This is a genomic window from Klebsiella sp. CN_Kp104 (assembly GCF_040064515.1).
In the GTDB taxonomy this organism is placed as follows: Bacteria; Pseudomonadota; Gammaproteobacteria; order Enterobacterales; family Enterobacteriaceae; genus Klebsiella; species Klebsiella aerogenes.
The window spans coordinates 65,755-92,180 of sequence record NZ_JBEAII010000042.1; the positions used below are offsets into that span (position 1 = coordinate 65,755).

Below are 26,426 nucleotides of genomic sequence, written 5' to 3' on the forward strand. Positions count from 1 at the left end.
GCTGTCATTATCGCCGGCATACCTTAAGCCCGGATTAACCTGACGCTGAAGAATCCTCCTGGTTTTCTCCACCGGCTAACTGCTGCGGCAGCCGCGCCAGCAGTTCATCTACCACCACGCGAATTTTCTGCGGCACCCATACCGCTTCCGGCCAGACGGCGCTGATCGCAAAACTGCCGCTGACGGGGGACGGCAATATTTGCTGGAGTTCTCCCCGCGCTATTTCGTCCGCCACCAGCCAATCCGGCAGCCAGGCGATTCCCAGCCCGCTTTTCGCCGCCGCGGCGATGGCGGCGAAATCATCCATCGCCAGTGCGGGCTGAGGGCGAAACGCGAACGCTGCTCCCTGCGTATCGCGTAAATGCCATTTCTGCATCTGCCCGGCGTAGAGATAACCAATAGTAAGATGCGCGTGCAGCTCTTCCGCCGTCTGCGGCGCTGGCCGATGTTGTAGATATAACGGCGATGCGCAGAGAATCATGCCGTGCTGGCCTAAACGCCGGGCCTTAAGAAAGCTGGAGTCGTTCAACGCGCCGATACGAATCGCCATATCGAACCCTTCTTCAAACAGATTGACCTGGCGGTCGCTAAACGACAGCTCGAGCTTAAGCTCCGGATAACGTTGACTAAGAGGAAACAAGAGCGGCGACACGCAGCGCTGACCAAACAGCACCGGCAGGCTGATTCGCAGCCGCCCTTGCACCAGGGTTTTTCCACGCTGAATTTCATTTTCCGCATCCCGCAGGTTATCCAGCGCCCGGCGGGATTGCAGATAAAAGACCTCGCCTTCTTCGGTCAATGCCTGCCGACGCGTGGTGCGCTGGAACAGCGCGACGCCGAGCCGCTGTTCCAGACGGGAAATCGTCTTGCCGACGGCGGATCGCGTCACGTTCAGCTTCTCCGCGGCTTGCGCAAAGTTGCCGCACTCGACGACGGCGACAAATACCGGGATCGCATTTAAATCACTGCGCATTGATTGGTTCCTGAATGGATACAATGATAAAAAATAATGTCACTACTGGAGAAAAAAAGACAGTGCTACCCTGCGGACCATCAACTTTATGAGGAGTCCGTCATGAGTAACGTTTTGATTTTAAAATCCAGCATCAACGGCCCGGTGTCGCTAACCAACCAGCTAATAGATGAATATATGCAGACCCGCCGCGAGGCTGGTCATCAGGATTCGGTCGTCGAACACGATCTGACCACCCTTGCCTTGCCGAAACTCGACGGCGCGCTGTTTGCCGCGCTGCGCGGCGCGCAAGACTCGCGCCCGGCGATTCAGCAAGGGGTTGCCCTATCTGATTCACTCATCGGCGAGTTAAAGGCCAGCGATCTGCTGGTGATCGGCGCGCCGATGTATAACCTCAACGTGCCAACCGATCTCAAAAACTGGTTCGATCTGGTGGCGCGGGCGCGGGAAACCTTCCGCTACACCGAGACCTGGCCTCAGGGACTAGTGGAAGGCGTGCGTGCGGTGGTCATTAGTTCGCGCGGCGGCGTCCATGACGGGCAACCCAGCGATGCGGTCACCCCTTACCTGCGCGCGGTGCTGGGATTGATGGGGATTAGCGACGTTGAATTTATCTATGCCGAAGGGATGGATATTCGCCCGCACGGCCGCGACGCGGGCATTGCCCACGCCCGCCAGCATATCGCCAGGGCCGCTCAGCAGGCGTGAGCTCCGTTCTTTATACGGCTGGTAAAGGGTCACCTTTTATTTTAGAATAATCTAAATTTAGAAAATACTAAAATAAAATGACCACAGCACAACAACTGCAGGCCAGCGCCGGGGAAGCCGCTGTCCTGCTGAAAGCGATGAGCAATCCCCACCGGCTACTGATTCTGTGCATGCTCTGCGAAGCCCCGCGTACAACCGCAGGCGAGCTGGCGCAAATCACCGGCCTGAGCCCTTCCGCCACCTCTCAGCACCTCGCACGAATGCGTGATGAAGGGCTAATCGGCTGCGAGCGCGATGCGCAGCGCCTGCGCTATTTCATTACTCACCCCGCCGTTCAGCAAGTCATCGCCACGCTGAAGACCATCTACTGCCCGTAAGGAGTCCTTATGACTATCGCTACCGTTACAGCTAACGAAGCCCAGGCGCTTATCGCCCAGGGGGCGCGGTTAATTGATATCCGCGCTGCCGACGAATACGCCCGCGAGCATATTCCGGCGGCGACACTGCTGCCATTAGAACAATTAACTCACGGCGTAGCGCTCAATACGCAACCGGGCGACACCATCATTTTTCACTGCCAGGCCGGCTCGCGCACGCAAAATAACGCCAGCCTTCTGGCCGCCGCCGCCGCGCCCGCGCAGGTTAAGCTGCTGGCTGGCGGTATTCAGGCGTGGCGGGCGGCGGGGTTGCCGATAGTCGAAGATAAATCCCAGCCGCTGCCGCTAATGCGCCAGGTGCAAATCGCCGCAGGCGCGCTGATTTTGCTGGGCGTGGTGCTGGGATACGCCGTCAACAGCGGCTTTTTCTTGCTGAGTGGTTTCGTTGGCGCGGGGCTCACTTTCGCTGGTCTCACCGGTTTCTGCGGCATGGCGCGCCTGCTGGCGATCATGCCGTGGAACCGGCGTTAAAACGCCTGCCAGATGAGTAGGGCGATGCCGCCGAAGAGCAGCCATTTGACGATGTAATAAACCGTTTTATTCCATTTTTTCAATCGCTTACCAATAATGCGGATTTGATAAATGTAACGGAAGCTGCGATTAATTCCGCCGGTGCGGTCGCCGACGTCGTTCGGCGCGGCGGCGGCGCTCATTAAATTTCGCCCCAGCCAGTGGTTCACCTTCTGCGCCCAGCGGTAACGCATGGGCCGTTCGATATCGCAAAAAAGAATCAGTCGATTCTCACCGCTGGTATTTTCCGCATAGTGAATATAGGTTTCGTCAAACAGCACACCTTCACCATCGCGCCAGCTGTAGCGTTCGCCGTCCACTTCAATAAAACAGCGGTCATCATTCGGCGTCACCAGCCCGAGATGAAAACGCAGCGACCCGGCGTAAGGATCGCGGTGACGAGGCAAACGGCTACCATCGGGTAGCGTGGCGAACATTGCCGCTTTAACCGAAGGAATCCCACGCAGCAGCTCGGTCGTTTTTGGACATAGCTGGCTGGCTGAGGGATGCGCGTCTTCATACCATTTCAGGTAAAAACGTTTCCAGCCGGTTTTAAAGAATGAGTTAAATCCGGCATCATTATATTTTTCCGCCGCTTTTATTTGCTCCAGACGCTGCAGGTTAATCCCCTCTTCACGAATAACCAACCAGTTCTTTTGTAATATCGCCAACTCTGGAAAAGTCTCCGGGCGTAGATACGGCGTATTTGGCACGCGAGAAAAAAGGTACATAAAGCCATTAAGCGGCGCGGTAAAAGTTGAATGATCGGAAAGCTGCCGCCAGAAACGATAGCGAACCTTTCCGCGATAATGGACGTAGAGCACAGCAATTATAATAATAAGTAAAATGATATACTTCATATTCGCTTATCTGACCATGTTCTGTTTTTAATCATTCCTCGCTGGCAGCGTTAGTTGCCTTCACCGCAGCGCCGTCAAAACCATTAACAAAGATAATACATCCACCACCACATTGTTTTAACAAAAAACAGCACGATCATTGAATCCGTCAGCGTCGTTGAGCTATCGTTTAGGTTCTTAGTTGTGACCAATGCACAGGAGAAACACCATGTTTGCAACAGGCGATCTGGTACAACCGCGCGTCGGCGGGCCAAAATTGAAGGTAGTGGAAGTGAATGGCGATAGTCTGGTCGTCGTTCAGGCAAGTAACGAGCAGGGTGAAAAGTTTACTCTGAAAGCGGTTGATGTTACGCCTTATATCGAAGAAGGCGATTTCGGCGTCTGCTAAGTAAAACGGTGGGGAATCCCACCGTTTTAACCTACGCTCGATTTAAATCAGGAAGCTCTCAAGCGATTTCCCTTGCGCGACGGCTAACGCGATCGGCTTCGGCATACGTCCCTGCCCGGTCCAGGTTTTTTCTGCGCCGGTATGGTCGGTATAACGATATTTAGCGGGACGCGGCTTACGCTTTTTACTGCTTTTCGCCGGGGCCATTTCATGCAGCACTAATTCATCAGGTGAAATACCATCAGCAACCATTAATTCCAGCCAGGTATTAATTTTCTCCTGATATTCTGCCTGCTGCTGTTGCGTCTTCTGCTGCTCAGCGCGTTTTTCTTCAGTGACGATCCTGAGCTTTTCCAGCATCTCTTCAAGCACGTCAGTGGAGAATTCACGCGCCATAGCACGCAGTGAGCGAATATTATTCAGTTTTTGTAACATAAAAGACATAAAGATCAAAAATCCCAAATCGAAAAAATAAAACAAGAATTACCCGGTCAGTTTAATAGATATGTATATTTATTTCCAGCCTTAGCTTATTCAAATAAATATGTACAGGATTACACCTATGAACGCGCTGAAATTTATTGGCGGGTAATAGCGAAATAGAACATAAATACAGCCTAGCGCAGATGAATAATGCATAGTGCGACATGATAATATTCATAATGTTATATTTATAGCCACTTCAGTGAGTTATAAAATCATCGCCCGCCGTGGGGAATGCCAATATCTTTACGACAATGAATTTAAATTCACATAATCAGAATAAAACCCATTATTTACATACAGCATCAAATGCTGATAAAAAGGCATTCATCCAGTAAATAACGCCAATAGTGACCAGTATCACATTACGTAATCAGGCGCCCGCCTTAACAACCTCCCTTCCCCTGTCATGCTTACTCGTCACCTTACAAAACAAAATCATATCTATTTGATATTAAACAACATAATCAAAAAAAGGAACAAAAGTAGCGCAAGCTGAGCAAAACGCCAGTTCACAGAGTGTTTTATCGACAAAAAGGCGATAAATAAAAATTTATAGCTAGTTGTCACTTACTACGCAGAGATATACTCTACACACATCAAAACAGGCAGCCCAAAACCGCTACACCATGCGCACTTTTCGGCGTTATTGACTTAATTTTTCGAGGAGCATACCGATGTTCTCTGCTCAATCCCGCTTGCGTCATGCGGTAGCAGACACCTTTGCAATGGTGGTCTACTGCACCGTTGTCAATATGATGATCGAAATTTTCCTCTCCGGAATGACCTTTGAGCAGTCGTTATCTTCACGCCTGGTCGCGATCCCGGTCAACATTATTATTGCGGTGCCTTATGGCTTCTATCGCGACTTCGCCATGCGTCAGGCGCGCCGAATCAGCACCTCGGGATGGATGAAAAACATTGCTGACGTCGTCGCATATGTGACTTTCCAGTCACCGGTGTATGTATTGATTCTGCTGTCGGTAGGCGCAGACTGGCATCAAATTGCCGCCGCGGTCAGTTCAAACATTCTGGTATCAATGATGATGGGCGCAGTGTACGGCTACTTTCTCGACTTCTGCCGTCGCCTGTTCCGCGTCAGCCCTTATCAGCAAGCTAAAGCCTGATCCTTGTCATTCAGCGACTGGCCGCTGCCAGTCGCCCGCTTTCAACCAACCCGCATTTGACTATTTAGCCGTGAGACATCTGCGGCTGAGCTTCGCCAAACAGCCCATTCAGAAAACGCTCAAGCGCCATCCGCGAACTAAAACCGTGGGGAATGCCGTAATGCTGCTGCGCATCCCCCGCCAAATAGAGCGGAAACTGTTCATAATGGTCGCAAGTTTTAATCTCGCTGGCAGGTTCAGCCAGTGAATTACTGCGCTCTTTGAGCGCCGGATGAATAACTAAAGCGGTACGCCCCATGCGCGCTTCGCGGTTCACATAAACATAATTATCGCCACGGCGATATCCATACGCTTTTTGCGTCACAACATCCATGGTGAAGCCGGCTTTTTCAAGAACACGCGCCACCTCATCGGGTCTTAAATACATACTGATTCCTCGTTATCTTTTACCGCACATTTACCTTACCTTATTCACGAATAGCAGCGCTTTCAGAAAATTCCATAAACTCCCGCAAAAGCATAATGCAAAATCATGTCCTACACTTAATAACTCGAATGGAACAAAGGGAGAAACCAATGGCTAACCGTGTGAACCGCAACGACATTGATGAAAGCGCCGAGGATATTCATAACGAAGTCAGCCAATTAGCGGATACGCTGGAAGAAGTGCTGAAATCATGGGGCAGCGATGCGAAAGATGAAGCTGAGAATGCGCGCAAAAAAGCGCAGTCGCTGCTCAAAGAGACGCGTGCCCGCCTGAACGGCAATACCCGCCTGCGCCAGGCGGCCTATGATACCGTTGAGCGCGCCCGGGATGCCGCCGGCTGCGCCGACAGCTACGTGCGCGATAAACCCTGGCAGAGCGTTGGCGCGGCCGCCGCCGTTGGGGTATTTATTGGCGTTTTGCTTAATTTGCGTCGATAATAGTATTGATAGACTACATGTGAAGATAACAAATACGCGTCTGACCCTGCGTCCCAATGGTACGCAGGGTTTTTTGTTATTCCACGCTGGCCAGCGCTTGCTTTAATTCGCCTACCACTTCACGCGCCATCACCGCCGACGTTATATTCGTAAAACTCATCAATAGCCCGCCCTCACCGCGGCTAAGCATGCGCCAATCGCTCAACGCCTGCACCGCCAGCCCGGCTCGTTGGCAGCGCCGGGCCTGCTCGCGATCGTCTCCCTTCACCGCCATCACCAGTTGGATCCCGCCGGACTGCGGTACCACCTGAAAACCCTGCGCCTGCAGCGCCGACTCCAGCCACTGCCTGCGCAACGCGTAGCTGGCGCGCATTTTTTTCAGATGGCGCCAGAAATGCCCCTCATTGATGAAGTCCGCTAACGTCTGCTGCCATAAGGTCGGTACATTACAGTGGCTCAATTCAGCCTGACGGCGAAACCGCGCCGCCAACGGCAACGGTACCACCAGCCACGCGACGCGCAGCGCGGGAAACATCGATTTACTAAATGACCCGGCGTACAGTACCCGCTGTGGCGCATCGAGGCTTTTCAGCGGCGGTAACGGTTTCCCCTGATAGCGAAATTCACTGTCGTAATCATCTTCAATAATCCAGCTATCGCGCTGCGCCGCCCACTGCAGTACCTGGCGGCGCCTCTCCAGCGATAAGGCCACGCCGAGCGGGCTTTGATGCGCTGGAGTCAACAGCGCAAAGCGCGCCTGCGGAGAGTGCGCCTGCGCCCAATCGATATCCATTCCCTGTTGGTCAACCGGTACAGGATCGATATTGACCCCCGCCGCGCTAACCACCGGCCGAATGAACGGATATCCCGGATCCTCCATCCACATATGCTGCCCCGGTTGCGCGAGGGTACGCAAAATTAGCGCCATCGAGGCCGCATAGTTGCCGCTAATCACAACCTGCTCCGGCTGGCACTCGATGCTGCGCGACAGACGTAAATAGTCGACAATCGCCTGACGGAGAACCGGTTCGCCGCAGGGATCGCCGGGCACGAGGTCGAAGCGCGATTGCGTCCGTAGCCGCCGCCCCATCACCCGCGCCCACACCCCGCGCGGGAAAAGATCCAGTGCCGGTAGCCCCATTTGAAAAGGCTGCGGCGCGGAGGATCCCTGGCCTGCCGTCGGGCGCTGAGCCGTGACCTGCCGCGGGCTTAGGCGCTCGCTGACAAACGTACCCGCCTGGCCGCGGCGCTCCAGCCAGCCCTGGGCCACCAGCTCGCCCCAGGCATTTTCAATCGTCGCCCGCGACACGCCAAGCTCCTGCGCATAAACCCGGCTCGCGGGCAGGCGGCTTCCCGGGGCCAGCTCGCCATTCTCAATCGCTGATTTCAGCTGTCGGGCGATACGCTGGTAGTGCGGCACTTTTTTGGCTTCCATCATGGTCTGCTTTTTTCATCACAATATGGCTATCTTATGCAGTCCATTATAGTGCTATTTTGCCCGGGTCTTAGAGAGGAGAACTGCAAGATGACCACATTACGTCAGCCGTACAGCGAACTGAGCCCGGAAATCTATAAGGGGTTGGTTCAGGCCAGCATAGCGCTGGAAAAAAGCGAATTGGGCAGCACGATGGTGGAGCTGGTCTATTTGCGGGTGTCGCAAATTAACGGCTGCGCTTTTTGCCTTGAGATGCATAGCAAAGCGTTACGCAAAGCCGGCGTTGCCCAGGACAAGCTGGATGCGCTGGCAGGCTGGCGCGTAAGCGCCCACTTCAGCGCCGCGGAACGCGCGGCCCTGGCATGGGCGGAATCGGTAACCGATATCGCAGCCAGCCACGCTGAAGATGAGGTGTACCTGCCTTTAGAAGAGCATTTTACCCCCCGCCAGATTAGCGATTTAACCTTCGCCATCAGCCTGATGAACGCCTTCAACCGACTTGCGGTCGCGATGCGGATGTAATTTTCGGGTATCGACTTCCCTCCCCCGCCAGGCTAGTCGGTGGGGGATAACTTATCGAAAAACTCTATATATTGCGTGGTTGAAGTTTTAAATAACTACATCTAGTATTTCCTGAACAGTAAGCCCATAACGTTCGGCACGATGTTTTACGCCGTCTTGTTATCTTAAATGGAAATACGAATCATGCGCATTATTATTTACACTCGAAATGACTGCGTGCAATGCCATGCCACCAAACGCGCGATGGAGAGCCGCGGTTTCGCCTTCGATATGGTCAACATCGACCAACACCCTGAAGCCATCGACATGCTGCGCGAGCAGGGATTCCAGCAATTACCGGTGGTGATGGCCGGGGAAACCCGCTGGTCCGGCTTCCGCCCGGATATGATTAATCGCCTGCGTCCCGCCGCGGTTACGGCCAGCCTATGAGCCTGATCGTCTACTTCTCCAGCAGCTCGGAAAATACGCATCGCTTTGTGCAGCGTCTGGCGCTGCCTGCCGTGCGCATCCCGCTCAACGAGCGCGAGCGAATTCAGGTAGACGAACCCTATATTCTCATCGTCCCCAGCTACGGCGGCGGCGGGACGGCAGGCGCCGTGCCGCGCCAGGCGATCCGCTTTTTAAACGACCCGCATAATCGCCGGCTGATTCGCGGCGTGATCGCCGCCGGTAACCGTAACTTCGGCGAGGCCTATGGCCGGGCGGGAGAGGTCATCGCGCAGAAATGCGGCGTGCCGTATCTGTATCGTTTTGAGCTGATGGGTACCCAGCAAGATGTCGACAACGTGCGTAAAGGAGTAAGCGAATTTTGGCAACGACAACCGCAGAACGTGTAACCGCCGGGGCGTCTGATTTCCACGCCCTCAATGCGATGCTGAATTTATACGACAGCAACGGCCGTATTCCCCTGGAAAAGGACCAACAGGCGGTCGAAGCATTTATCCATAATCACGTGCGCCCCAACAGCGTACCGTTCGCCGGGCTGGAGGAGAAACTGCAATGGCTGAGCGACGAAGGTTATTACGATCCGGCAGTGCTGGCCCGCTATGAGCGACGTTTCGTGCTGGCCCTCTTCGCCCACGCGCACCAACACGGTTTTCGCTTCCGTACTTTCCTCGGCGCGTGGAAGTTCTACACCAGCTATGCCTTACGTACTTTCGACGGCAAACGCTACCTGGAGCATTTCGCCGACCGCGCCTGCATGGTGGCGCTAACCCTGGCCCAGGGTGATGAAACCCTGGCGCGACAGCTGGCCGATGAGATCCTCGCCGGGCGCTTTCAGCCAGCGACGCCGACCTTCCTCAACGCCGGTAAACAGCAGCGCGGCGAGCTGGTCTCCTGTTTCCTGCTGCGTATCGAAGATAATATGGAGTCGATCGGTCGGGCGGTGAACTCCGCCCTGCAGCTGTCAAAACGCGGCGGCGGCGTGGCGTTCCTGCTCTCCAACCTGCGCGAAGCGGGCGCGCCGATTAAACGTATCGAAAACCAATCCTCCGGGGTGGTGCCGGTGATGAAAATGCTGGAAGACGCCTTCTCATACGCCAACCAGCTGGGAGCGCGTCAGGGAGCCGGCGCGGTTTACCTTCACGCCCATCACCCCGATATTTTGCGTTTCCTCGATACCAAGCGGGAAAACGCGGATGAGAAGATCCGCATCAAAACCCTGTCGCTGGGGGTAGTCATTCCGGATATCACCTTCCAGCTGGCGAAAGAAGACGCGCAGATGGCGCTGTTCTCGCCCTATGACGTTGAGCGACTGTACGGCAAAGCCTTTGGCGATATCGCCGTCAGCGAGATGTATGCGCAACTGGTGGCCGACGACCGCGTTCGTAAACGCTGGATCCGCGCCCGCGATCTGTTCCAGCGGCTGGCGGAAATTCAATTTGAATCCGGCTATCCATACATCATGTTCGAGGATACGGTGAACCGCGCCAATCCGATCGCCGGGCGCATTAATATGAGCAACCTCTGCTCGGAGATCCTGCAGGTCAACAGCGCCTCCACCTTTGACGAAAATCTCGATTACGCCACCGTTGGCGAGGACATTTCCTGCAACCTCGGCTCGCTGAATATCGCCCACGCTATGGATTCGCCGGACTTCGCCCGCACCGTCGAAGTGGCGGTTCGCGGCCTGACGGCGGTCTCCGATATGAGCGATATCCGCTCGGTGCCATCGGTGGCGGCGGGTAATGCCGCATCGCACGCCATCGGCCTTGGCCAGATGAACCTGCACGGCTATCTGGCCCGCGAGGGGATCGCCTACGGCAGCCCGGAGGGGCTGGACTTCACTAATCTCTATTTCTACACCGTCACGTGGCACGCCCTGCGCACCTCTATGGCAATGGCGCGCGAGCGTGGCGTGCGTTTTGCCGGGTTTGAGCAGTCGCGTTACGCCAGCGGCGACTATTTCCAGCAGTATTTGCAGGGTGACTGGCAGCCGAAAACCGCCACGGTGCGCGAACTGTTCGCCCGTGCGGGGATTACCCTGCCCGATCGTGAGATGTGGCGCCAGCTACGCGACGACGTGATGCGCTACGGCATTTATAACCGCAATTTGCAGGCGATCCCGCCGACCGGTTCGATCTCTTACATCAATCATGCCACCTCCAGCATTCATCCGATTGTGGCGAAAATCGAGATCCGCAAAGAGGGTAAAACCGGCCGCGTGTACTATCCGGCGCCGTTTATGACTAACGACAATCTGGCGCTGTATCAGGATGCCTGGGAAATTGGCCCGCAAAAAATTATCGATACCTATGCCGAAGCCACGCGACATGTCGATCAGGGGCTGTCACTGACGCTGTTCTTCCCGGATACCGCCACCACCCGCGATATCAACAAAGCGCAAATTTACGCGTGGAAGAAAGGTATCAAGACGCTGTATTACATTCGCCTGCGCCAGCTGGCGCTGGAAGGTACCGAAATCGAAGGCTGCGTGTCCTGCGCGCTGTAAGGAGAACAGGATGACCCATTTATCGCGCATCAGCGCCATTAACTGGAATAAAATCGAGGATGATAAAGACCTCGAAGTGTGGAACCGGCTGACCAGTAATTTCTGGTTGCCGGAGAAAGTGCCGCTGTCCAACGACATTCCGCACTGGCAGACCCTGACGGCTCAGGAGCAGCAGTTGACCATCCGCGTCTTTACCGGGCTGACGCTGCTCGACACCATCCAGAATACCGTCGGCGCCCCGGCGTTGATGACCGACGCTCTCACTCCACATGAAGAGGCGGTGCTGTCGAACATTAGCTTTATGGAGGCGGTGCATGCCCGCTCCTATAGTTCGATATTCTCGACCCTGTGCCAGAGCAAAGATGTCGATGCCGCCTACGCCTGGAGCGAGGAGAACGCTCCGCTACAGCGCAAAGCGCAGTTGATGCTCAATTACTACCAGGCCGATGAGCCGCTGAAGAAAAAAATCGCCAGCGTGTTCCTCGAATCTTTCCTCTTCTATTCGGGGTTCTGGTTGCCGATGCATTTTTCCAGCCGCGGCAAGCTGACCAATACCGCCGATTTAATTCGCCTGATTATTCGCGACGAAGCGGTGCACGGTTACTATATTGGCTATAAATATCAAAAAGGGCTGGAAATCGTCAGCGCCGCGAAGCGTGAGGAGTTGAAAAATTTCGCCTTTGATCTGCTGATGGATCTATACGATAACGAACTGGCTTATACCCGCGAACTGTATGCCGACAGCCCGTGGCTTGACGACGTCAACGCGTTCCTCTGTTACAACGCCAATAAAGCATTGATGAACCTTGGCTATGAGGCGCTATTCCCGGCGGAAATGGCCGCCGTGAACCCGGCAATTCTTGCGGCGCTGTCGCCAAACGCCGATGAAAACCACGACTTTTTCTCCGGCTCCGGTTCTTCTTACGTCATGGGTAAAACTGAAGCGACCGCCGACGACGATTGGGACTTTTAATCTCGCGATCGCTGGGGAATATATCGATACATTCTCCAGTGATCTATTTCACATTATTTTCTATTATCACACAAATAACCCCCTGGCCATTTTCGTGTCATATTTCCTTCATTTACACCAATTTTCCCATTCATTATTCATGCATAATCAAAAAATATCACCAGCCGTATATGATGGCTCAGCCCTTATATCACGGGCAATTCAGCCAGAGATCCCTATTCAGATTTTGGCTAGCTATTCACATCGAGGGTTGTCACAGAATCTCAGTATGTTAGGGTGTAAAAAGGTAATAATCTTCACCAGGTACGATATCGATATAATTAAAGACAGGAAATCATTTATTGCATGGCAATTAAATTAGAAATCAAGAATCTCTATAAGATATTTGGCGAGCACCCGCAACGCGCGTTCAAATATATTGAAAAAGGACTTAGCAAAGAGCAAATACTGGAAAAAACGGGGCTATCGCTTGGCGTTAAAGACGCCAGTCTGGCCATTGAAGAAGGCGAGATATTCGTCATCATGGGACTTTCCGGTTCAGGGAAATCCACCATGGTTCGCCTTCTCAATCGCCTGATTGAACCCACCCGCGGACAGGTGCTGATTGATGGCGTCGATATCGCCAAAATCTCAGATGCCGAGCTTCGCGAGGTGCGCAGGAAAAAGATTGCGATGGTTTTCCAGTCATTCGCCCTGATGCCGCATATGAACGTGTTGAATAACACCGCGTTCGGTATGGAACTGGCCGGCGTTTCCGCCGAAGAGCGCCAGCAGAAAGCGCTGGATGCGCTACGTCAGGTGGGGCTGGAAAATTACGCCCACGCCTATCCCGACGAACTTTCCGGCGGGATGCGCCAGCGCGTCGGCTTAGCCCGCGCATTAGCGATCAACCCCGATATTCTGCTCATGGATGAGGCCTTCTCAGCGCTTGATCCGTTAATTCGTACTGAAATGCAGGATGAGCTCACCAAATTACAGGCAAAGCATCAACGTACCATTGTCTTTATTTCCCACGACCTTGATGAAGCTATGCGTATTGGCGATCGTATTGCCATTATGCAAAATGGCGAAGTGGTGCAAATTGGCACGCCTGACGAAATTCTGAATAACCCGGCGAATGATTACGTTCGTACTTTCTTCCGCGGCGTCGATATTAGCCAGGTATTTAGCGCTAAAGATATTGCCCGCCGTAGCCCGGTTGGCCTGATTCGTAAAACTCCCGGTTTCGGCCCGCGTTCGGCGCTGAAATTATTGCAGGATGAAGACCGTGAATATGGCTACGTCATTGAACGCGGTAATAAGTTTGTCGGCATTGTCTCCATCGACTCTCTGAAAAGCGCGCTGAGCGAAAATCAGGGGCTCGATGCGGCGTTAATTGACTCCCCGCAGGCGGTGGAGGCACAAACGCCGCTCAGCGACCTGCTCTCCCACGTTGGCCAGGCGCCGTGCGCCGTCCCGGTGGTGGATGAAGGGCACCAGTATCTCGGCATTATTTCAAAACGCATGCTGCTACAGGCTTTAGATCGCGAGGGGGCAAACAATGGCTGATCAATCAAACCCATGGGATACCGCAGCGCCAGCGGATAACGCGGCGCAGTCTGCCGACGCCTGGGGCAACCCAACACCGGCGCCCGCTGACGGCGGCGGCGCCGACTGGCTTAACAGCGCGCCTGCGCCGCAGCCAGAACATTTCAATATTATGGATCCGTTCCATAAAACGCTGATCCCGCTCGATAGCTGGGTTACCCACGCCATCGACTGGATCGTGCTGCACTTCCGTCCCCTGTTCCAGGGGATCCGCGTGCCGGTGGATTATATTCTCAGCGCCTTCCAGCAACTGTTGCTGGGGATGCCGGCGCCGGTGGCGATTATTCTCTTCGCGCTGATCGCCTGGCAGATCTCCAGCGTCGGCATGGGTATCGCCACCCTGATCTCGCTGGTAGCCATCGGCGCTATCGGCGCATGGTCGCAGGCGATGGTCACCCTGGCGCTGGTGCTGACCGCGCTGCTGTTCTGCATGATAATCGGCCTGCCGCTGGGGATCTGGCTGGCGCGTAGCCCGCGGGCGGCGAAAATCATCCGCCCGTTACTCGATGCGATGCAGACCACGCCGGCGTTCGTCTACCTGGTGCCGATCGTCATGCTGTTCGGTATCGGCAACGTTCCGGGCGTGGTGGTGACCATTATCTTCGCCCTGCCGCCAATTGTCCGCCTGACGATCCTTGGGATTAACCAGGTGCCGGCAGACCTCATTGAGGCTTCACGCTCCTTCGGCGCCAGCCCGCGCCAGCTGCTGTTCAAAGTCCAGCTGCCGCTGGCGATGCCGACCATCATGGCTGGCGTCAACCAGACGCTGATGCTGGCCCTGTCGATGGTCGTTATTGCCTCGATGATCGCCGTCGGCGGCCTCGGTCAAATGGTGCTGCGCGGTATTGGCCGACTGGATATGGGGCTGGCGAGCGTCGGCGGTGTCGGGATCGTTATCCTCGCGATTATCCTTGACCGCCTGACGCAAGCCGTCGGCCGCGATTCCCGCAGCCGCGGTAACCGCCGCTGGTACACCACCGGACCTCTGGGGCTGATTACCCGCCCTTTCTGTAAATAAGAGAAGGAATAACGATGCGACATACAACTCTCCTTGCCACAGCGTTTACCGCCCTCGTCACGACCAGCGCGTTTGCTGCCGAGCTGCCGGGTAAAGGCATCACCGTGAAACCGGCGCAGAGTACTATTTCCGAAGAAACCTTCCAGACGCTGCTGGTCAGTCGCGCGCTGGAGAAACTGGGCTATAACGTCGAAAAGCCGAGCGAGGTCGACTATAACGTCGCCTACACCTCCATCGCCTCTGGCGATGCCACCTTTATTGCCACCAACTGGCAACCGCTGCATGATGATATGTACGCGGCGGCGGGCGGCGATAAAAAATTCTACCGTGAAGGAACCTTCGTCACCGGCGCGGCGCAGGGCTATCTGATCGACAAGAAAACCGCCGAGCAGTACCACATTAAATCTATCGACCAGTTGAAAGATCCTAAGATCGCCAAACTGTTTGATACCAACGGCGATGGCAAAGCCGATCTCACCGGCTGTACCCCCGGCTGGGGCTGCGAAGCGGTCATCAACCATCAGATTGATGCCTATGGGCTGAACAATAAAGTGGTCCATAACCAGGGTAACTATGCGGCGATGATGGCCGATACCATCGCCCGTTATAAAGAAGGCAAACCGATTCTTTATTACACCTGGACGCCGTACTGGGTCAGCGACGTGCTGAAACCGGGTAAAGATGTGGTCTGGCTGCAGGTGCCGTTCTCCTCCCTGCCGGGAGAACAAAAGGATATCGACACCAAGCTGCCGAACGGCGTCAACTACGGTTTCCCGGTGAACACCATGCATATCGTCGCCAACAAAGCCTGGGCCGAGAAAAACCCGGCGGCGGCGAAGCTGTTTAGCCTGATGAAGCTGCCAATTGCCGATATCAACGCCGAAAACGCGATGATGCATGCCGGCCATGCTTCAGAAGCCGACATCAACGGCCACGTTGATGGTTGGATTAAAGCCCACCAGCAGTTGTTCGATGGCTGGGTGAAAGAAGCGCTGGCGGCGCAGAAGTAATCTCTCCCTCTCCCCGCGGCGTTTTATCGCCGTGGGGACTGCCTTCCCCTGTACCAACATGAAACGAATATGCATAAAAATGCGTATTTTCTGATTTCCCATTTTAGCGATTGTGAAGCCATCACGCCGTCTGCTAAGGTGAATAACTCTTTCCAGGCGTAATTTTCACCAGCGTTATCAATAAGTCACCAATATGGAAACTCCTGCTCCCTGACGTCAGCCCCCGTGACTACCAACACGGGTAGGTTTCGTCGCGTTCAGGTTGAGCTTACAGGTGGCGAACAGCATTATTATCCCTACGCAACTCAGCGCTTTAGCCTATGGTTTGGCATGGGAAATCGGCGACTCGCCGGAGATTTTAAGTATTAATAGTGACCAATAATTCATTTGCTTTATTTGTCACAATAGTTATTATATCGGCTGTAATTAATGAGGTTATACCCAAATGGATAGTTCGTTTACTCCCATTGAGCAGATGCTCAAATTCCGCGCCAGCCGCCATGAAGATTTCCCTTTCCAGGAGATTCTCCTCACCCGTCTCTGTATGCACATGCAGGGTAAGCTGCTGGAAAACCGTAACAAAATGCTGAAAGCGCAAGGGATTAACGAGACATTATTTATGGCGCTGATAACGCTTGAGTCTCAGGAAAATCACAGCATTCAACCTTCCGAGCTGAGCTGCGCGCTGGGTTCGTCACGCACTAATGCCACCCGCATCGCCGACGAACTGGAAAAACGCGGCTGGATCGAACGTCGTGAAAGCGATAACGATCGTCGCTGCCTGCACCTGCAGCTGACCGACAAGGGTCATCAATTCTTGCGCGAGGTATTACCTCCGCAGCACAACTGTCTACATCAGCTGTGGTCTTCTTTAAGCACCGCGGAAAAAGACCAGCTGGAGCACATCACCCGTAAACTGCTTGGCCGCCTCGACCAAATGGAAGAAGACGGCGCGCTGGCGGGATCCCTGCGCTAAGCACGGAGCCGCACAATATTTTGAGTTGCAAGGAACACGGTCAGGCCAGCAGATCTTCTGCTGGCCTTTCTGGTAAACAGGTCGGCTCAGCCGATGTGAAATAATAAGAATGTAAAATTGTGGAGAATCAGATGAGCGAAAATGCGGCGAGCCAAACTCCGCAGCAATCAGGCAGCAAGAAAGGGAAACGCAAAGGCGCCCTTCTGCTCCTGACCTTGCTCTTTGTTATTGTGGCCGTAGCCTACGGCATTTATTGGTTTTTAGTCCTGCGTCATTATGAAGAGACCGATGACGCTTATGTGGCAGGGAACCAGGTACAGATCATGGCGCAGGTTTCCGGCAGCGTGACTAAGGTCTGGGCCGACAACACCGACTTTGTGCAACAAGGCGATCCGCTGGTCACCCTCGACCAGACCGACGCCCAGCAGGCGTTTGAAAAAGCCAAAACCCAGCTGGCGGCAAGCGTGCGCCAGACTCGCCAGCAGATGATCAACAGCAAGCAGCTGCAGGCGAATATTGACGTCAAAAAAACCGCCCTCGCCCAGGCGCAGGCAGACCTTAATCGTCGTATCCCGCTGGGCGCCGCGAACCTGATTGGCCGCGAAGAGCTGCAGCACGCACGTGACACCGTCGCCAGCGCGCAGGCCGAACTCGACGTCGCCATTCAACAGTACAACGCCAATCAGGCAATCGTACTGGGCACCAAACTGGAACAGCAGCCGGCGGTGCTGCAGGCGGCGACCGAAGTCCGCAACGCCTGGCTGGCGCTGCAGCGTACGCAAATCGTCAGCCCGATTAGCGGCTACGTTTCTCGCCGCTCGGTGCAGCCTGGCGCGCAGATCGGTACCACTACCCCGCTGATGGCGGTGGTTCCAGCCACCAACCTGTGGGTTGACGCCAACTTTAAAGAGACCCAGCTCGCCCATATGCGTATCGGCCAGCCGGCGACCATCGTCAGCGATATCTACGGCGATGACGTGAAGTACACCGGTAAAGTGGTCGGCCTGGATATGGGTACCGGCAGCGCCTTCTCCCTGCTGCCGGCGCAAAACGCCACCGGTAACTGGATCAAAGTCGTCCAGCGTCTGCCGGTTCGTATCGAGATAGATGCTAAACAGCTGGCGCAACATCCGCTGCGCATCGGCCTGTCGACGCTGGTTGAAGTAGACACCAGCAATCGCGAAGGCGAGATGCTGGCAAGCCAGGTACGAAGCTCGCCGGTCTATGAAAGTAATGCCCGTGAAATCGGCCTTGAGCCGGTGAATAAACTGATCGACGGTATCATCCAGGCCAACGCCGGATAATTCGGGGTGAGCGTAATGCAACAGCAAAAACCGCTCGAAGGCGCGCAACTGGTCATCATGACCATTGCGCTGTCGCTAGCGACTTTCATGCAGGTGCTGGACTCCACTATCGCCAACGTGGCTATTCCGACCATTGCCGGTAACCTTGGCTCGTCGCTGAGTCAGGGAACCTGGGTCATCACCTCGTTTGGGGTGGCGAACGCTATCTCCATCCCGATTACCGGCTGGCTGGCGAAGCGCGTCGGCGAAGTGAAACTCTTCGTCTGGTCGACGGTGGCATTCGCTATCGCCTCCTGGGCCTGCGGGGTGTCGAACAGCCTGACGATGCTGATTTTCTTCCGCGTGATTCAGGGGATCGTCGCCGGTCCGCTGATCCCGCTATCGCAGAGTCTGCTGCTCAGCAACTACCCGCCAGCGAAACGCTCAATCGCGCTGGCGCTGTGGTCGATGACGGTCATCGTCGCGCCGATTTGCGGCCCGATTCTCGGCGGCTATATCAGCGATAACTACCACTGGGGCTGGATCTTCTTCATCAACGTGCCGATTGGCGTGGCGGTGGTTCTCATGACGCTGCAGACCCTGCGCGGCCGTGAAACCCGCACCGAGCAGCGGCGTATCGACGGCGTCGGGCTGGCGTTGCTGATTATCGGGATCGGTAGCCTGCAGGTGATGCTCGACCGCGGTAAAGAGCTCGACTGGTTCGCTTCCAACGAGATTATCATCCTGACCATCGTGGCGGTGGTGGCGATAAGTTTCCTTATCGTCTGGGAGCTGACCGACGATAACCCGATAGTCGACCTGTCGCTGTTTAAGTCGCGTAACTTTACCATCGGCTGTTTGTGTATCAGCCTGGCCTATATGCTCTACTTCGGCGCCATTGTATTGCTGCCGCAGCTTCTGCAGGAGGTATACGGCTACACCGCCACCTGGGCCGGTTTGGCTTCGGCGCCGGTCGGGGTGATCCCGGTCATTCTGTCGCCGATTATCGGCCGCTTTGCTCATAAGCTCGATATGCGGCGGCTGGTGACCTTCAGCTTTATTATGTATGCGGTGTGCTTCTACTGGCGCGCGTGGACCTTTGAACCGGGAATGGACTTCGGCGCATCGGCCTGGCCGCAGTTTATCCAGGGTTTTGCGGTGGCCTGTTTCTTCATGCCGCTGACCACCATCACTCTCTCTGGCCTCCCGCCGGAGCGGCTGGCGGCGGCGTCGAGCTTGTCGAACTTTACCCGAACCCTTGCCGGCTCCATCGGTACCTCAATTACCACCACCATGTGGACCAACCGCGAGGCGTTGCACCATGCGCAGCTCACCGAGTCGGTGACGCCATTCAACCCCAACGCCCAACAGATGTACGATCAACTACAGGGTATGGGAATGACCCAGCAGCAGGCTTCCGGCTGGATTGCCCAGCAGATAACCAACCAGGGGTTGATTATCTCCGCCAACGAAATCTTCTGGGTTTCGGCGGGGATCTTTATCCTTCTGCTAGGCCTGGTGTGGTTCGCCAGGCCGCCGTTCAGCGCCGGCGGCGGTGGCGGGGGCGCGCACTAAGAATCAACAAAAGGGATCTGCGGGTCCCTTTTTTATTGCCGCGACCTTGTCCATTTCGCGCTAGCTTCTGTCCATTTCGCTAAAGCCGCCGATGGGTTATGTCATGCAGGATAAAGCTCCGACTACAGGAGAACACCATGCTGACCAATCCTTGCGAAAAATACAGCCCTTATCCGCCTATCGCCCTGCCCGATCGCCGCTGGCCCGAGCGGCAAATCACTACCGCGCCGCGCTGGCTTTCCACCGATTTGCGCGACGGCAACCAGGCGCTGGCCGAACCAATGGATGCCGCGCGTAAGCTGCAGTTCTGGGATCTGTTGCTGGAGTGCGGTTTTAAAGAAATAGAGGTCGCCTTCCCCTCCGCCTCGCAAACCGATTTCAACTTTGTGCGCCAGCTGATTGAGGAGCAGCGCATCCCTGAAGATGTCACCATTCAGGTGCTGACTCAGGCGCGGGAAGAACTCATAGCACGAACCTTTGAAGCGCTGCGCGGCGCCCGGCAGGCGACCATCCATCTCTACAATGCCACCGCGCCGTTGTTTCGCGAGCTGGTTTTCGGCATGGAAAAGGCCGAAGTGATCGAGCTCGCCACCCGCGCCACCCGGCTTATTCGTCAGCATTGCGAGCAGCAGCCGGACACCCGTTGGCAATATGAATACTCACCGGAAACCTTCTGTTTTACCGAGCCGGAATTCGCCCTTGAAATATGCGAAGCGGTGGCGGAAATCTGGCAGCCCTGTGGCGAACGGCCAATGATTATTAATCTCCCGGCAACGGTCGAAGTCAACACGCCAAACGTCTACGCCGATCGGATTGAATATTTTTGCCGCCACTTCTCGCGCCGCCAGGATGTGTGTATCAGCGTGCATCCGCATAACGATCGCGGTACCGGCGTCGCCAGCGCCGAGCTGGCGGTGATGGCCGGCGCCGATCGCGTTGAAGGCTGTCTGTTCGGCAATGGCGAGCGTACCGGCAACGTCTGTCTGGTCACGCTGGCGATGAATCTCTATAGCCAGGGCGTGGATCCGCAGTTGCGCTTTACGCAGATGAATCGGGTGGTAGAGATCGTCGAGAACTGCAACCAGCTCCCGGTACATCCGCGTCATCCATGGGCAGGCAGTCTGGCCTACACCGCCTTTTCGGGTTCACATCAGGATGCCATTAAAAAAGGGTTTGATGCCCGTAAACCGGGAGATCGCTGGCAAATGCCGTATTTACCTGTCGATCCACAGGATATCGGCTGCAGCTATGAAGCGGTGATCCGCGTTAACAGCCAGTCGGGTAAAAGCGGCAGCGCATGGCTGATTGAGCAGAACCATGGTCTTAAGCTGCCGCGGGCGTTGCAGCAGGACTTCAGCCAGTACGTTCAGCAAGAAACGGATAGCCATGGTAAAGAAATGACCCATAACGCATTATGGCAGCTGTTTCGTAGCCGTTACGGCCTGCTGGCGCAGCCGACGCTGGCGTTACTCGACTATCAGAGCGACGGCCAGCAGGATGGCGAACTGACGTTACAGGCTGCGCTGCGGATGAATGGCGAAACCCGCCGCTTGAACGGACGTGGTAACGGTTTGTTATCCGCCGCCGCCAACGGCCTGAGCGCGCTGTTAAAACGTCATTTCGTTATCAAGGACTACCACGAGCATACCCTCGGGGCGCGCAGCGACAGCCGCTCCGTTGCCTATATTCGCTGCGTCTTTGCCAATGGCGAAAGTCGATGGGGCGTCGGCATTGATAATGACGTTGCCCGCGCGTCGTTACAGGCGTTGTGTAATGCCGTTCACGCCAGGGATTAATCCAACGGGCGAAAATAGTCGCTGGGCGCGGTCCCCATTACCCGGCGGAACATGGCGCTAAAAGCGCTGTGACTGCCGTAACCCAGATCCAGCGCTACCCGTAGTACCGACTGCCCCTGCGCCAGGCGAACCAGCGCCTCCATCAGCTTCGCCCGGCGCACCCATTCGCTCCAGGTCAGGCTGGTCTGCTGTTGAAAATGGCGGTTCAGCGTACGCTCGCTCATTCCGCCAGCTTGCGCCGCCTCACGACTGCTCCACGGCTCACCGGGCGCTTCGCGCACCCGCTGGCATAACCGACGCAGGCTATCGCTATGCGGTTCCGGCAAACCGAAAGGTAATACCGACATCCCGCGAATTTCATCCAGCATCAGCTCATAGATACGTTCATCGCGGGTGCCGGGGAAATAGCGCTCTTCCAGCGCCAGCGACGCGACGATAAGCTCACGCAGTAGCGGTGAGATCTGCACGATCTGGCAGGTAGAGGGCAGATCGGCACGGGCCAGCGGATCGATAAATAGCGTCCGTGCGGCCACATTGCCGGTTATGCGCAACGCGTGCGGCGTATGTGCCGGTAGCCAGACGCCGCGCCCCGGCGGCACGACCCAGAATCCGACCGGCGTTTCCACCCGAACCACGCCGCTGAGAATATGCAATAACTGAGCGCAGTCGTGGCAATGCATCGGTTCGCTATCGCCGTGGGCGTAATCATGGGCAAATGGCACCAGCGCGCGGTGCTGGAAGGAAAAGGAGAGCGTTGTCGACATGATAGGCGAAGAGCGGCCCGACGCGATAGCCGGGCCGACGCAGGCGCACTAGATGTGCAGTTCTTGCAGTTTTTCTTTCGGCAGCGCCAGCTCATCGTTGCTGTTGATGCGAACATCACGCTCAATGATGTGGCGGGCGATATCCTGCGCTTCTTCCAGCGAGTGCATGGTGTAGGTTCCGCACTGGTAGACGTTCAGCTCAGGGATCTGATTCTGATCTTTGACTTTCAGCACGTCAGCCATCGCCGCTTTCCAGGCATCTGCCACGCGTTGCTCTTCCGGCGTGCCAATCAGGCTCATGTAGAAACCGGTACGGCAGCCCATCGGAGAGATGTCGATAATTTCCACGCCATTACCGTTCAGGTGATCGCGCATGAAACCAGCAAACAGGTGCTCCAGAGTATGAATGCCGCGCTCCGGCATCACTTCCTGGTTCGGTACGCAGAATCGCAGATCGAAAACGGTGATTTGATCGCCGTGCGGCGTGTTCATTTTCTTCGCGACGCGCACCGCAGGCGCTTCCATTCGGGTATGGTCGACTGTGAAACTATCTAACAACGGCATTCTTCACCTCCGATAGTGATTTTTTTTAAAATAAAATGAACTCTTCGTTCAACAGCGAGTCTGAGTATATGAAAGACGCGCATTTATTATCATCATCATCCCTGAATCAGAGATGAAAGTTTGGCCACAGTGATGTGGCCTTTTTCTTTTGTAGCGCTTTTTACTACGCGTGTCGTGCTAAAAGTGCCTCGAACGGCTCGCTATCTTCCGCTTCCACTTTCTTCTGTCGCGCGACCGACGCATCACGTTCGGCGATAAAATCTTCTTCGCTTAAAATTTCCAGCGGTTCATTGCGCAGCATCGTACGATACTCATCAGCCAGCTTACGCCCGGTACCGCCAATCCCTTCTTCAATCATAGAACGCAGAATGCGCGCTGAGAACGTTAATTCCGGATCGTCAAAGCACGCCAGCAGCTCATCGCACACTTGTTGATAGGCCTCGCCGCCGTGGATGCTGTCCAGCGTTTGCGCCACGCGACGTAAATCACGGAACAGATCTTTACCCACCTGCGCCAGCGGGAACTGCGCGCTTTCACAGCCAATCCCCAACGTCAGGCCCGGTTTACGGCCCTCAAGAATCACCCGGTTCCAGTTAGTGCGGGTACACAGCAGTTCGCTGCTGCTCATCTCCGGCGCATCGGCCAGCACGCACCAGACCATAAACAGATCGAGGAAGCGCACCTGCTGCTCATCCACGCCAATCGGCGAGAACGGGTTGATATCCAGCGAACGCACTTCGATATACTCAATGCCGCCGCGCAGCAGCGCATCGGACGGCGTTTCACCGCTACGGGTCACCCGTTTCGGGCGAATCGGCGCGTACAGCTCGTTTTCAATCTGCAGAATATTGCTGTTGATCTGCAGATGTTTGCCGTCTTTCTCAAGCCCGATTTTAGCGTACTCTTCCGATGGCGTTTTAATCGCCCGCTTCAATCCTGCCACATACTCGTGCAGATCGTTAAACGTAATTCCGAGATTGCTTTGCGACTTATTGGTATAACCGAGGTCGCTAAGACGCAGAGAAGTGGCGTATGGCAGGTAATACATGCCGTTTCCGGCCTTTTCAAACGGCAGAGTCGTCGGTTTGCCTTGCAGGAACGAGGAGCAAATCGCCGGCGACGCGCCGAACAGGTACGGAATTACCCAACCGAAACGGTAGTAGTTACGAATCGAGCGGAAATAACCGGCCGAGATCGCCTCTTTGCCGCTTTCCGCGTCTTCCACACCGCACTTGGCCTGCCAGAACGCCATCGGCAGCGAGAAGTTATAGTGCACGCCAGAAATGGTTTGCATCAGCGCGCCGTAGCGGTTTTTCAGCCCTTCGCGATACAACGTTTTCAGCCGGCCAACGTTAGAGGTGCCGTATTGCGCCAGTTCAATATCCTGACCCGGCGCGATATAGCACGGCATGCTCAGCGGCCACATCCGCTCGTCGCCGAGCTGGCGGGCGGTGAAGCGATGCACATCGCGCAGGAAAGTCAGCATATGATCGACATCGCCATCCACTGGAGTAATAAACTCCAACAGGGCTTCGGCAAAATCAGTAGTAATCCATTTATGGGTCAGCGCCGAACCTAAAGCTAAAGGATGGCCGGTCGTGGCCAGCGTGCCGTCGGCGTTAACGCGCAGCGTTTCACGCTCAAGCCCACGTTTAATGCCTTGCAGCGCCTGCGGATTTTTTTCCAGCCAGGCCAGCGCCTGTGATACATCCGGGATCAATTTGACCTCCCGCCTGTCGAAATCGTTTGAATTAGCATAATTGTAATGGTTGAACAATCAGTCCAATTAGTGCCACCACGTCATGCCCTGAAGGGTTGCCGCCGCTATGACGATATAACGCAACGCCTTACCAAGGCATAAAAAAAAGAGCACTGGTCCCCAGGAAATGCGCATCCATCCCGCTAGTAAACACAGCAAATCGCCTATAACAGGCGCCCAGCTCAATAATAATGTCACCGCGCCATAGCGTTTAAGCCAGCCGGTTGCCCTCTCCTGCCAGCGCGATTGCTTGCGCAGCGGAAACAGGCGCCCCAGAATAACGTTAGTTACCCCTCCAAGGCTATTGCCGATTGTTGCTATTAATACCAGCATCCACGGTTGACTTGCCCCCGTAAGAAGCATAGCAACCAGCACCACTTCTGAGTTGCCGGGCAGTAAAGTGGCGCTTAAAAAACTGCTGGCAAAAAGCGACAGGAGCGACAGCGCGTCGCTCACAACAGACGCACATCCACAGCATCCATACCCGCGCGCTTCGCCGCCTCCAGACCGAAGTCGGCATCCTCGAAGACCACGCAGGTTTCCGGTGCGACGCCCATGCGCTCCGCGCACAGCAGGAAGGTATCGGGCGCAGGCTTATGCTGCGCCACGTGATCGGCAGCCACCACCGCGGAGAAGTAGTGACGCAGGCCAAGATGCGCCAGCAGCGCTTCGGCAACAGCGCTTTCACTACCGGTGCCGACCGACATCGGGCGACGGCCATGCCACTCTTTTACCACCTCTATCAGCGGTAACGGGCGTACGCTATCCAGCAGCATCGCTTTGACGGCGACGGTCTTTTCCTGCGCCAGACGATGCGGATCTAAATCAGCCTGATTCAGCTCGATAATCGCCTGGGCAATACGCCAGGTTGGAGAACCGTTGAGCGCGACCACGGCCTGCTCATCAAAACGCATACCGTAACGGCCCAGTACTTCACGCCATGCCTTACGATGCGTCGGCTCGGTATCGAGGATGGTGCCATCCATATCGAAAATCAGTCCTGCGTAACGTTGGTACATCGTGTTCTCACAAACCGGATAAGGAAACGTTACTGTATCGCAAAAGGCGGGTTTTGTCGCGGGGGAGCCAGAGACAGCAAAGGCGCCTGCAGGCGCCTTAATCAACTCGGGATAGCGAAAACGGTATTATTTGATTCGCAGGTCGTTCTCAACCACGCGCACGCCCTGCACGCGACGGGTGACCTCTACCGCCCGTTTAGCGCTCTCAGCCGACGATACGAAACCGCTCAGCTGTACGCGGCCTTTAAAGGTCTGCACGCTAATTTCTGAGGATTTGATATCTTTTTCGTTAAACAGCGCGCTTTTTACCTTGGTAGTTACCACGGTATCGTCAATATAACCGCCGGTGCTTTCTTTGGTGGACGATCCGGCACAGCCTGCCAAAGATACGGCGACCAGAAGCGTTGCGCAAAAGGCAGGTATTGCTTTGAACCATTTCATTGATTTCTCTCCTTGCATTCATCACACCCGGTTCAGGTAGATCTACAGGGATAAATTATAGTGGAAAGAGCGACTTGCCAATAAGAAATGTGTTGATTATCGAGGAGATAAAATGCGTCGTACTGATGGGATGAAAATTGGAGAGTTTTATTGAAGAGAAGATGGTGCATCCGGGAGGATTACTCGGCTGCGCCTCGCCCTACGGGCCGTTGCTGACGCAACGTTATCCTCCCTGGTACTCGCGATAATTTCGCATACCATGCAACAGTCGAGATTGCTGTTACTGAGGAGAATATGGTGCATCCGGGAGGATTCGAACCTCCGACCGCTCGGTTCGTAGC

At 55.3% G+C, this 26,426-nt stretch carries 29 protein-coding genes; 18 read left to right on the forward strand and 11 right to left on the reverse strand.

Going from position 1 to position 26,426, the window contains the following annotated elements; translation table 11 throughout:
* Nucleotides 1-34: 34 nt before the first annotated feature.
* Nucleotides 35-973: a LysR family transcriptional regulator gene (locus ABLU80_RS21960; RefSeq protein WP_348850471.1), complete on the reverse strand. Its 939-nt coding sequence runs from the start codon at nucleotides 971-973 to the stop codon at nucleotides 35-37.
* 102 nt (nucleotides 974-1,075) lie between these two features.
* Here ABLU80_RS21960 and ABLU80_RS21965 point away from each other — a divergent pair, with 102 nt between their 5' ends.
* The 3 genes from ABLU80_RS21965 (at nucleotide 1,076) to ABLU80_RS21975 (ending at nucleotide 2,589) form a co-directional block, all read left to right on the forward strand.
* Nucleotides 1,076-1,681, forward strand: coding sequence for an NAD(P)H-dependent oxidoreductase (locus ABLU80_RS21965; RefSeq protein ID WP_047064134.1), 606 nt, complete (start codon nucleotides 1,076-1,078; stop codon nucleotides 1,679-1,681).
* A gap of 77 nt (nucleotides 1,682-1,758) precedes the next feature.
* Nucleotides 1,759-2,058 (forward strand): metalloregulator ArsR/SmtB family transcription factor, encoded by a 300-nt coding sequence (locus tag ABLU80_RS21970; protein ID WP_348850472.1) that lies wholly within the window; start codon nucleotides 1,759-1,761, stop codon nucleotides 2,056-2,058.
* Nucleotides 2,059-2,067: 9 nt separating this feature from the next.
* Nucleotides 2,068-2,589 carry a rhodanese family protein gene (locus ABLU80_RS21975; RefSeq protein ID WP_348850473.1) on the forward strand — a complete coding sequence of 174 codons (522 nt, stop codon included), beginning with the start codon at nucleotides 2,068-2,070 and terminating at the stop codon, nucleotides 2,587-2,589.
* Here ABLU80_RS21975 and lpxO read toward each other — a convergent pair.
* Entirely contained in the window at nucleotides 2,586-3,488 is a 903-nt protein-coding gene (gene lpxO, locus ABLU80_RS21980) for a lipid A hydroxylase LpxO (protein ID WP_166479595.1), read from the reverse strand. The two genes, ABLU80_RS21975 and lpxO, sit on opposite strands and share 4 nt — an antisense overlap.
* A 208-nt stretch (nucleotides 3,489-3,696) precedes the next feature.
* Between lpxO and ABLU80_RS21985 the strand changes: the two genes are divergently transcribed.
* Nucleotides 3,697-3,876: a hypothetical protein gene (locus ABLU80_RS21985; RefSeq protein ID WP_348850474.1), complete on the forward strand. Its 180-nt coding sequence runs from the start codon at nucleotides 3,697-3,699 to the stop codon at nucleotides 3,874-3,876.
* Between the two features lie 42 nt (nucleotides 3,877-3,918).
* Here the strand turns inward: ABLU80_RS21985 and stpA are convergent, their stop codons facing one another.
* Entirely contained in the window at nucleotides 3,919-4,320 is a 402-nt protein-coding gene (gene stpA, locus ABLU80_RS21990; protein WP_032706443.1) for a DNA-binding protein StpA, read from the reverse strand.
* Nucleotides 4,321-5,036: 716 nt separating this feature from the next.
* Between stpA and alaE the strand changes: the two genes are divergently transcribed.
* Nucleotides 5,037-5,486 carry an L-alanine exporter AlaE gene (gene alaE / locus ABLU80_RS21995; RefSeq protein ID WP_015370082.1) on the forward strand — a complete coding sequence of 150 codons (450 nt, stop codon included), beginning with the start codon at nucleotides 5,037-5,039 and terminating at the stop codon, nucleotides 5,484-5,486.
* A 64-nt stretch (nucleotides 5,487-5,550) separates the two neighbouring features.
* On the opposite strand, the gene ABLU80_RS22000 is transcribed toward alaE, so the two are convergent.
* Nucleotides 5,551-5,913, reverse strand: coding sequence for a DUF2002 family protein (locus ABLU80_RS22000; RefSeq protein ID WP_015370081.1), 363 nt, complete (start codon nucleotides 5,911-5,913; stop codon nucleotides 5,551-5,553).
* Nucleotides 5,914-6,062: 149 nt separating this feature from the next.
* Between ABLU80_RS22000 and ABLU80_RS22005 the strand changes: the two genes are divergently transcribed.
* Entirely contained in the window at nucleotides 6,063-6,410 is a 348-nt protein-coding gene (locus tag ABLU80_RS22005; RefSeq protein ID WP_015370080.1) for a DUF883 family protein, read from the forward strand.
* Nucleotides 6,411-6,486: 76 nt separating this feature from the next.
* Here ABLU80_RS22005 and ABLU80_RS22010 read toward each other — a convergent pair whose 3' ends face one another.
* The gene (locus tag ABLU80_RS22010; protein WP_063446074.1) at nucleotides 6,487-7,845 is read right to left on the reverse strand and encodes a PLP-dependent aminotransferase family protein; all 1,359 of its coding nucleotides are present in this window, start codon (nucleotides 7,843-7,845) and stop codon (nucleotides 6,487-6,489) included.
* Nucleotides 7,846-7,935: 90 nt separating this feature from the next.
* On the opposite strand from ABLU80_RS22010, the gene ABLU80_RS22015 reads away from it, so the two are divergent.
* The 12 genes from ABLU80_RS22015 to leuA all read left to right on the forward strand — a co-directional run bounded on the left by ABLU80_RS22015 (nucleotide 7,936) and on the right by leuA (nucleotide 21,538).
* Nucleotides 7,936-8,367, forward strand: coding sequence for a carboxymuconolactone decarboxylase family protein (locus tag ABLU80_RS22015; RefSeq protein WP_015703232.1), 432 nt, complete (start codon nucleotides 7,936-7,938; stop codon nucleotides 8,365-8,367).
* A 183-nt stretch (nucleotides 8,368-8,550) separates the two neighbouring features.
* Nucleotides 8,551-8,796 carry a glutaredoxin-like protein NrdH gene (nrdH, locus tag ABLU80_RS22020; RefSeq protein WP_047076001.1) on the forward strand — a complete coding sequence of 82 codons (246 nt, stop codon included), beginning with the start codon at nucleotides 8,551-8,553 and terminating at the stop codon, nucleotides 8,794-8,796.
* Nucleotides 8,793-9,203 carry a class Ib ribonucleoside-diphosphate reductase assembly flavoprotein NrdI gene (gene nrdI / locus ABLU80_RS22025; RefSeq protein WP_015370076.1) on the forward strand — a complete coding sequence of 137 codons (411 nt, stop codon included), beginning with the start codon at nucleotides 8,793-8,795 and terminating at the stop codon, nucleotides 9,201-9,203. Before nrdH ends, nrdI begins: the two co-directional genes overlap by 4 nt.
* A complete protein-coding gene (gene nrdE / locus ABLU80_RS22030) occupies nucleotides 9,176-11,320 on the forward strand; it encodes a class 1b ribonucleoside-diphosphate reductase subunit alpha (protein ID WP_015370075.1) in 2,145 nt (714 codons plus the stop codon). The genes nrdI and nrdE overlap by 28 nt, the downstream gene beginning before the upstream one ends.
* A gap of 10 nt (nucleotides 11,321-11,330) precedes the next feature.
* Nucleotides 11,331-12,293, forward strand: coding sequence for a class 1b ribonucleoside-diphosphate reductase subunit beta (gene nrdF, locus ABLU80_RS22035; protein WP_015370074.1), 963 nt, complete (start codon nucleotides 11,331-11,333; stop codon nucleotides 12,291-12,293).
* Between the two features lie 345 nt (nucleotides 12,294-12,638).
* Nucleotides 12,639-13,841, forward strand: a complete 1,203-nt coding sequence (proV, locus tag ABLU80_RS22040) for a glycine betaine/L-proline ABC transporter ATP-binding protein ProV (RefSeq protein ID WP_260841906.1) — start codon at nucleotides 12,639-12,641, stop codon at nucleotides 13,839-13,841.
* A complete protein-coding gene (proW, locus tag ABLU80_RS22045; protein ID WP_015370072.1) occupies nucleotides 13,834-14,898 on the forward strand; it encodes a glycine betaine/L-proline ABC transporter permease ProW in 1,065 nt (354 codons plus the stop codon). Before proV ends, proW begins: the two co-directional genes overlap by 8 nt.
* 14 nt (nucleotides 14,899-14,912) lie before the next feature.
* Nucleotides 14,913-15,908, forward strand: coding sequence for a glycine betaine/L-proline ABC transporter substrate-binding protein ProX (gene proX / locus ABLU80_RS22050; RefSeq protein ID WP_015370071.1), 996 nt, complete (start codon nucleotides 14,913-14,915; stop codon nucleotides 15,906-15,908).
* A gap of 445 nt (nucleotides 15,909-16,353) precedes the next feature.
* A complete protein-coding gene (gene mprA, locus ABLU80_RS22055; protein WP_015370069.1) occupies nucleotides 16,354-16,884 on the forward strand; it encodes a transcriptional repressor MprA in 531 nt (176 codons plus the stop codon).
* 131 nt (nucleotides 16,885-17,015) lie between these two features.
* Entirely contained in the window at nucleotides 17,016-18,188 is a 1,173-nt protein-coding gene (gene emrA, locus ABLU80_RS22060) for a multidrug efflux MFS transporter periplasmic adaptor subunit EmrA (protein WP_015370068.1), read from the forward strand.
* A 15-nt stretch (nucleotides 18,189-18,203) separates the two neighbouring features.
* Nucleotides 18,204-19,742 carry a multidrug efflux MFS transporter permease subunit EmrB gene (gene emrB, locus ABLU80_RS22065; RefSeq protein ID WP_020078123.1) on the forward strand — a complete coding sequence of 513 codons (1,539 nt, stop codon included), beginning with the start codon at nucleotides 18,204-18,206 and terminating at the stop codon, nucleotides 19,740-19,742.
* A 137-nt stretch (nucleotides 19,743-19,879) separates the two neighbouring features.
* Nucleotides 19,880-21,538, forward strand: a complete 1,659-nt coding sequence (gene leuA, locus ABLU80_RS22070) for a 2-isopropylmalate synthase (protein ID WP_213796329.1) — start codon at nucleotides 19,880-19,882, stop codon at nucleotides 21,536-21,538.
* Here leuA and ABLU80_RS22075 read toward each other — a convergent pair.
* From ABLU80_RS22075 to ABLU80_RS22100, 6 genes are all read right to left on the reverse strand, one after another.
* Nucleotides 21,535-22,302 (reverse strand): helix-turn-helix transcriptional regulator, encoded by a 768-nt coding sequence (locus tag ABLU80_RS22075; RefSeq protein WP_113374624.1) that lies wholly within the window; start codon nucleotides 22,300-22,302, stop codon nucleotides 21,535-21,537. The two genes, leuA and ABLU80_RS22075, sit on opposite strands and share 4 nt — an antisense overlap.
* A gap of 48 nt (nucleotides 22,303-22,350) precedes the next feature.
* Complete coding sequence (luxS, locus tag ABLU80_RS22080) at nucleotides 22,351-22,866, reverse strand: S-ribosylhomocysteine lyase (RefSeq protein ID WP_015370064.1); 516 nt, start codon at nucleotides 22,864-22,866, stop codon at nucleotides 22,351-22,353.
* A gap of 163 nt (nucleotides 22,867-23,029) precedes the next feature.
* Nucleotides 23,030-24,586, reverse strand: a complete 1,557-nt coding sequence (gene gshA / locus ABLU80_RS22085; RefSeq protein WP_032712382.1) for a glutamate--cysteine ligase — start codon at nucleotides 24,584-24,586, stop codon at nucleotides 23,030-23,032.
* A gap of 66 nt (nucleotides 24,587-24,652) precedes the next feature.
* Nucleotides 24,653-25,081, reverse strand: coding sequence for a YqaA family protein (locus ABLU80_RS22090; protein WP_015370062.1), 429 nt, complete (start codon nucleotides 25,079-25,081; stop codon nucleotides 24,653-24,655).
* Nucleotides 25,078-25,644 (reverse strand): fructose-1-phosphate/6-phosphogluconate phosphatase, encoded by a 567-nt coding sequence (yqaB, locus tag ABLU80_RS22095; protein ID WP_020078121.1) that lies wholly within the window; start codon nucleotides 25,642-25,644, stop codon nucleotides 25,078-25,080. Before yqaB ends, ABLU80_RS22090 begins: the two co-directional genes overlap by 4 nt.
* Before the next feature lie 126 nt (nucleotides 25,645-25,770).
* Entirely contained in the window at nucleotides 25,771-26,085 is a 315-nt protein-coding gene (locus tag ABLU80_RS22100) for a BON domain-containing protein (RefSeq protein ID WP_015370060.1), read from the reverse strand.
* Between the last annotated feature and the right edge of the window lie 341 nt (nucleotides 26,086-26,426).

Excerpts from the sequence above, each read along its gene's own strand:
- ABLU80_RS22015 (WP_015703232.1), top strand. The coding sequence starts at position 7,936 with ATGACCACATTACGTCAGCCGTACAGCGAACTGAGCCCGGAAATCTAT.
- nrdF (WP_015370074.1), top strand. The coding sequence starts at position 11,331 with ATGACCCATTTATCGCGCATCAGCGCCATTAACTGGAATAAAATCGAG.
- ABLU80_RS22075 (WP_113374624.1), bottom strand. The coding sequence starts at position 22,302 with ATGTCGACAACGCTCTCCTTTTCCTTCCAGCACCGCGCGCTGGTGCCA.
- luxS (WP_015370064.1), bottom strand. The coding sequence starts at position 22,866 with ATGCCGTTGTTAGATAGTTTCACAGTCGACCATACCCGAATGGAAGCG.
- ABLU80_RS21965 (WP_047064134.1), top strand. The coding sequence starts at position 1,076 with ATGAGTAACGTTTTGATTTTAAAATCCAGCATCAACGGCCCGGTGTCG.
- alaE (WP_015370082.1), top strand. The coding sequence starts at position 5,037 with ATGTTCTCTGCTCAATCCCGCTTGCGTCATGCGGTAGCAGACACCTTT.
- emrA (WP_015370068.1), top strand. The coding sequence starts at position 17,016 with ATGAGCGAAAATGCGGCGAGCCAAACTCCGCAGCAATCAGGCAGCAAG.
- stpA (WP_032706443.1), bottom strand. The coding sequence starts at position 4,320 with ATGTCTTTTATGTTACAAAAACTGAATAATATTCGCTCACTGCGTGCT.
- leuA (WP_213796329.1), top strand. The coding sequence starts at position 19,880 with ATGCTGACCAATCCTTGCGAAAAATACAGCCCTTATCCGCCTATCGCC.
- proW (WP_015370072.1), top strand. The coding sequence starts at position 13,834 with ATGGCTGATCAATCAAACCCATGGGATACCGCAGCGCCAGCGGATAAC.
- nrdH (WP_047076001.1), top strand. The coding sequence starts at position 8,551 with ATGCGCATTATTATTTACACTCGAAATGACTGCGTGCAATGCCATGCC.
- nrdI (WP_015370076.1), top strand. The coding sequence starts at position 8,793 with ATGAGCCTGATCGTCTACTTCTCCAGCAGCTCGGAAAATACGCATCGC.
- ABLU80_RS22010 (WP_063446074.1), bottom strand. The coding sequence starts at position 7,845 with ATGGAAGCCAAAAAAGTGCCGCACTACCAGCGTATCGCCCGACAGCTG.
- mprA (WP_015370069.1), top strand. The coding sequence starts at position 16,354 with ATGGATAGTTCGTTTACTCCCATTGAGCAGATGCTCAAATTCCGCGCC.
- ABLU80_RS21985 (WP_348850474.1), top strand. The coding sequence starts at position 3,697 with ATGTTTGCAACAGGCGATCTGGTACAACCGCGCGTCGGCGGGCCAAAA.
- ABLU80_RS22005 (WP_015370080.1), top strand. The coding sequence starts at position 6,063 with ATGGCTAACCGTGTGAACCGCAACGACATTGATGAAAGCGCCGAGGAT.
- yqaB (WP_020078121.1), bottom strand. The coding sequence starts at position 25,644 with ATGTACCAACGTTACGCAGGACTGATTTTCGATATGGATGGCACCATC.
- proV (WP_260841906.1), top strand. The coding sequence starts at position 12,639 with ATGGCAATTAAATTAGAAATCAAGAATCTCTATAAGATATTTGGCGAG.
- emrB (WP_020078123.1), top strand. The coding sequence starts at position 18,204 with ATGCAACAGCAAAAACCGCTCGAAGGCGCGCAACTGGTCATCATGACC.
- ABLU80_RS22100 (WP_015370060.1), bottom strand. The coding sequence starts at position 26,085 with ATGAAATGGTTCAAAGCAATACCTGCCTTTTGCGCAACGCTTCTGGTC.
- ABLU80_RS21960 (WP_348850471.1), bottom strand. The coding sequence starts at position 973 with ATGCGCAGTGATTTAAATGCGATCCCGGTATTTGTCGCCGTCGTCGAG.
- ABLU80_RS21970 (WP_348850472.1), top strand. The coding sequence starts at position 1,759 with ATGACCACAGCACAACAACTGCAGGCCAGCGCCGGGGAAGCCGCTGTC.
- ABLU80_RS21975 (WP_348850473.1), top strand. The coding sequence starts at position 2,068 with ATGACTATCGCTACCGTTACAGCTAACGAAGCCCAGGCGCTTATCGCC.
- lpxO (WP_166479595.1), bottom strand. The coding sequence starts at position 3,488 with ATGAAGTATATCATTTTACTTATTATTATAATTGCTGTGCTCTACGTC.
- ABLU80_RS22000 (WP_015370081.1), bottom strand. The coding sequence starts at position 5,913 with ATGTATTTAAGACCCGATGAGGTGGCGCGTGTTCTTGAAAAAGCCGGC.
- proX (WP_015370071.1), top strand. The coding sequence starts at position 14,913 with ATGCGACATACAACTCTCCTTGCCACAGCGTTTACCGCCCTCGTCACG.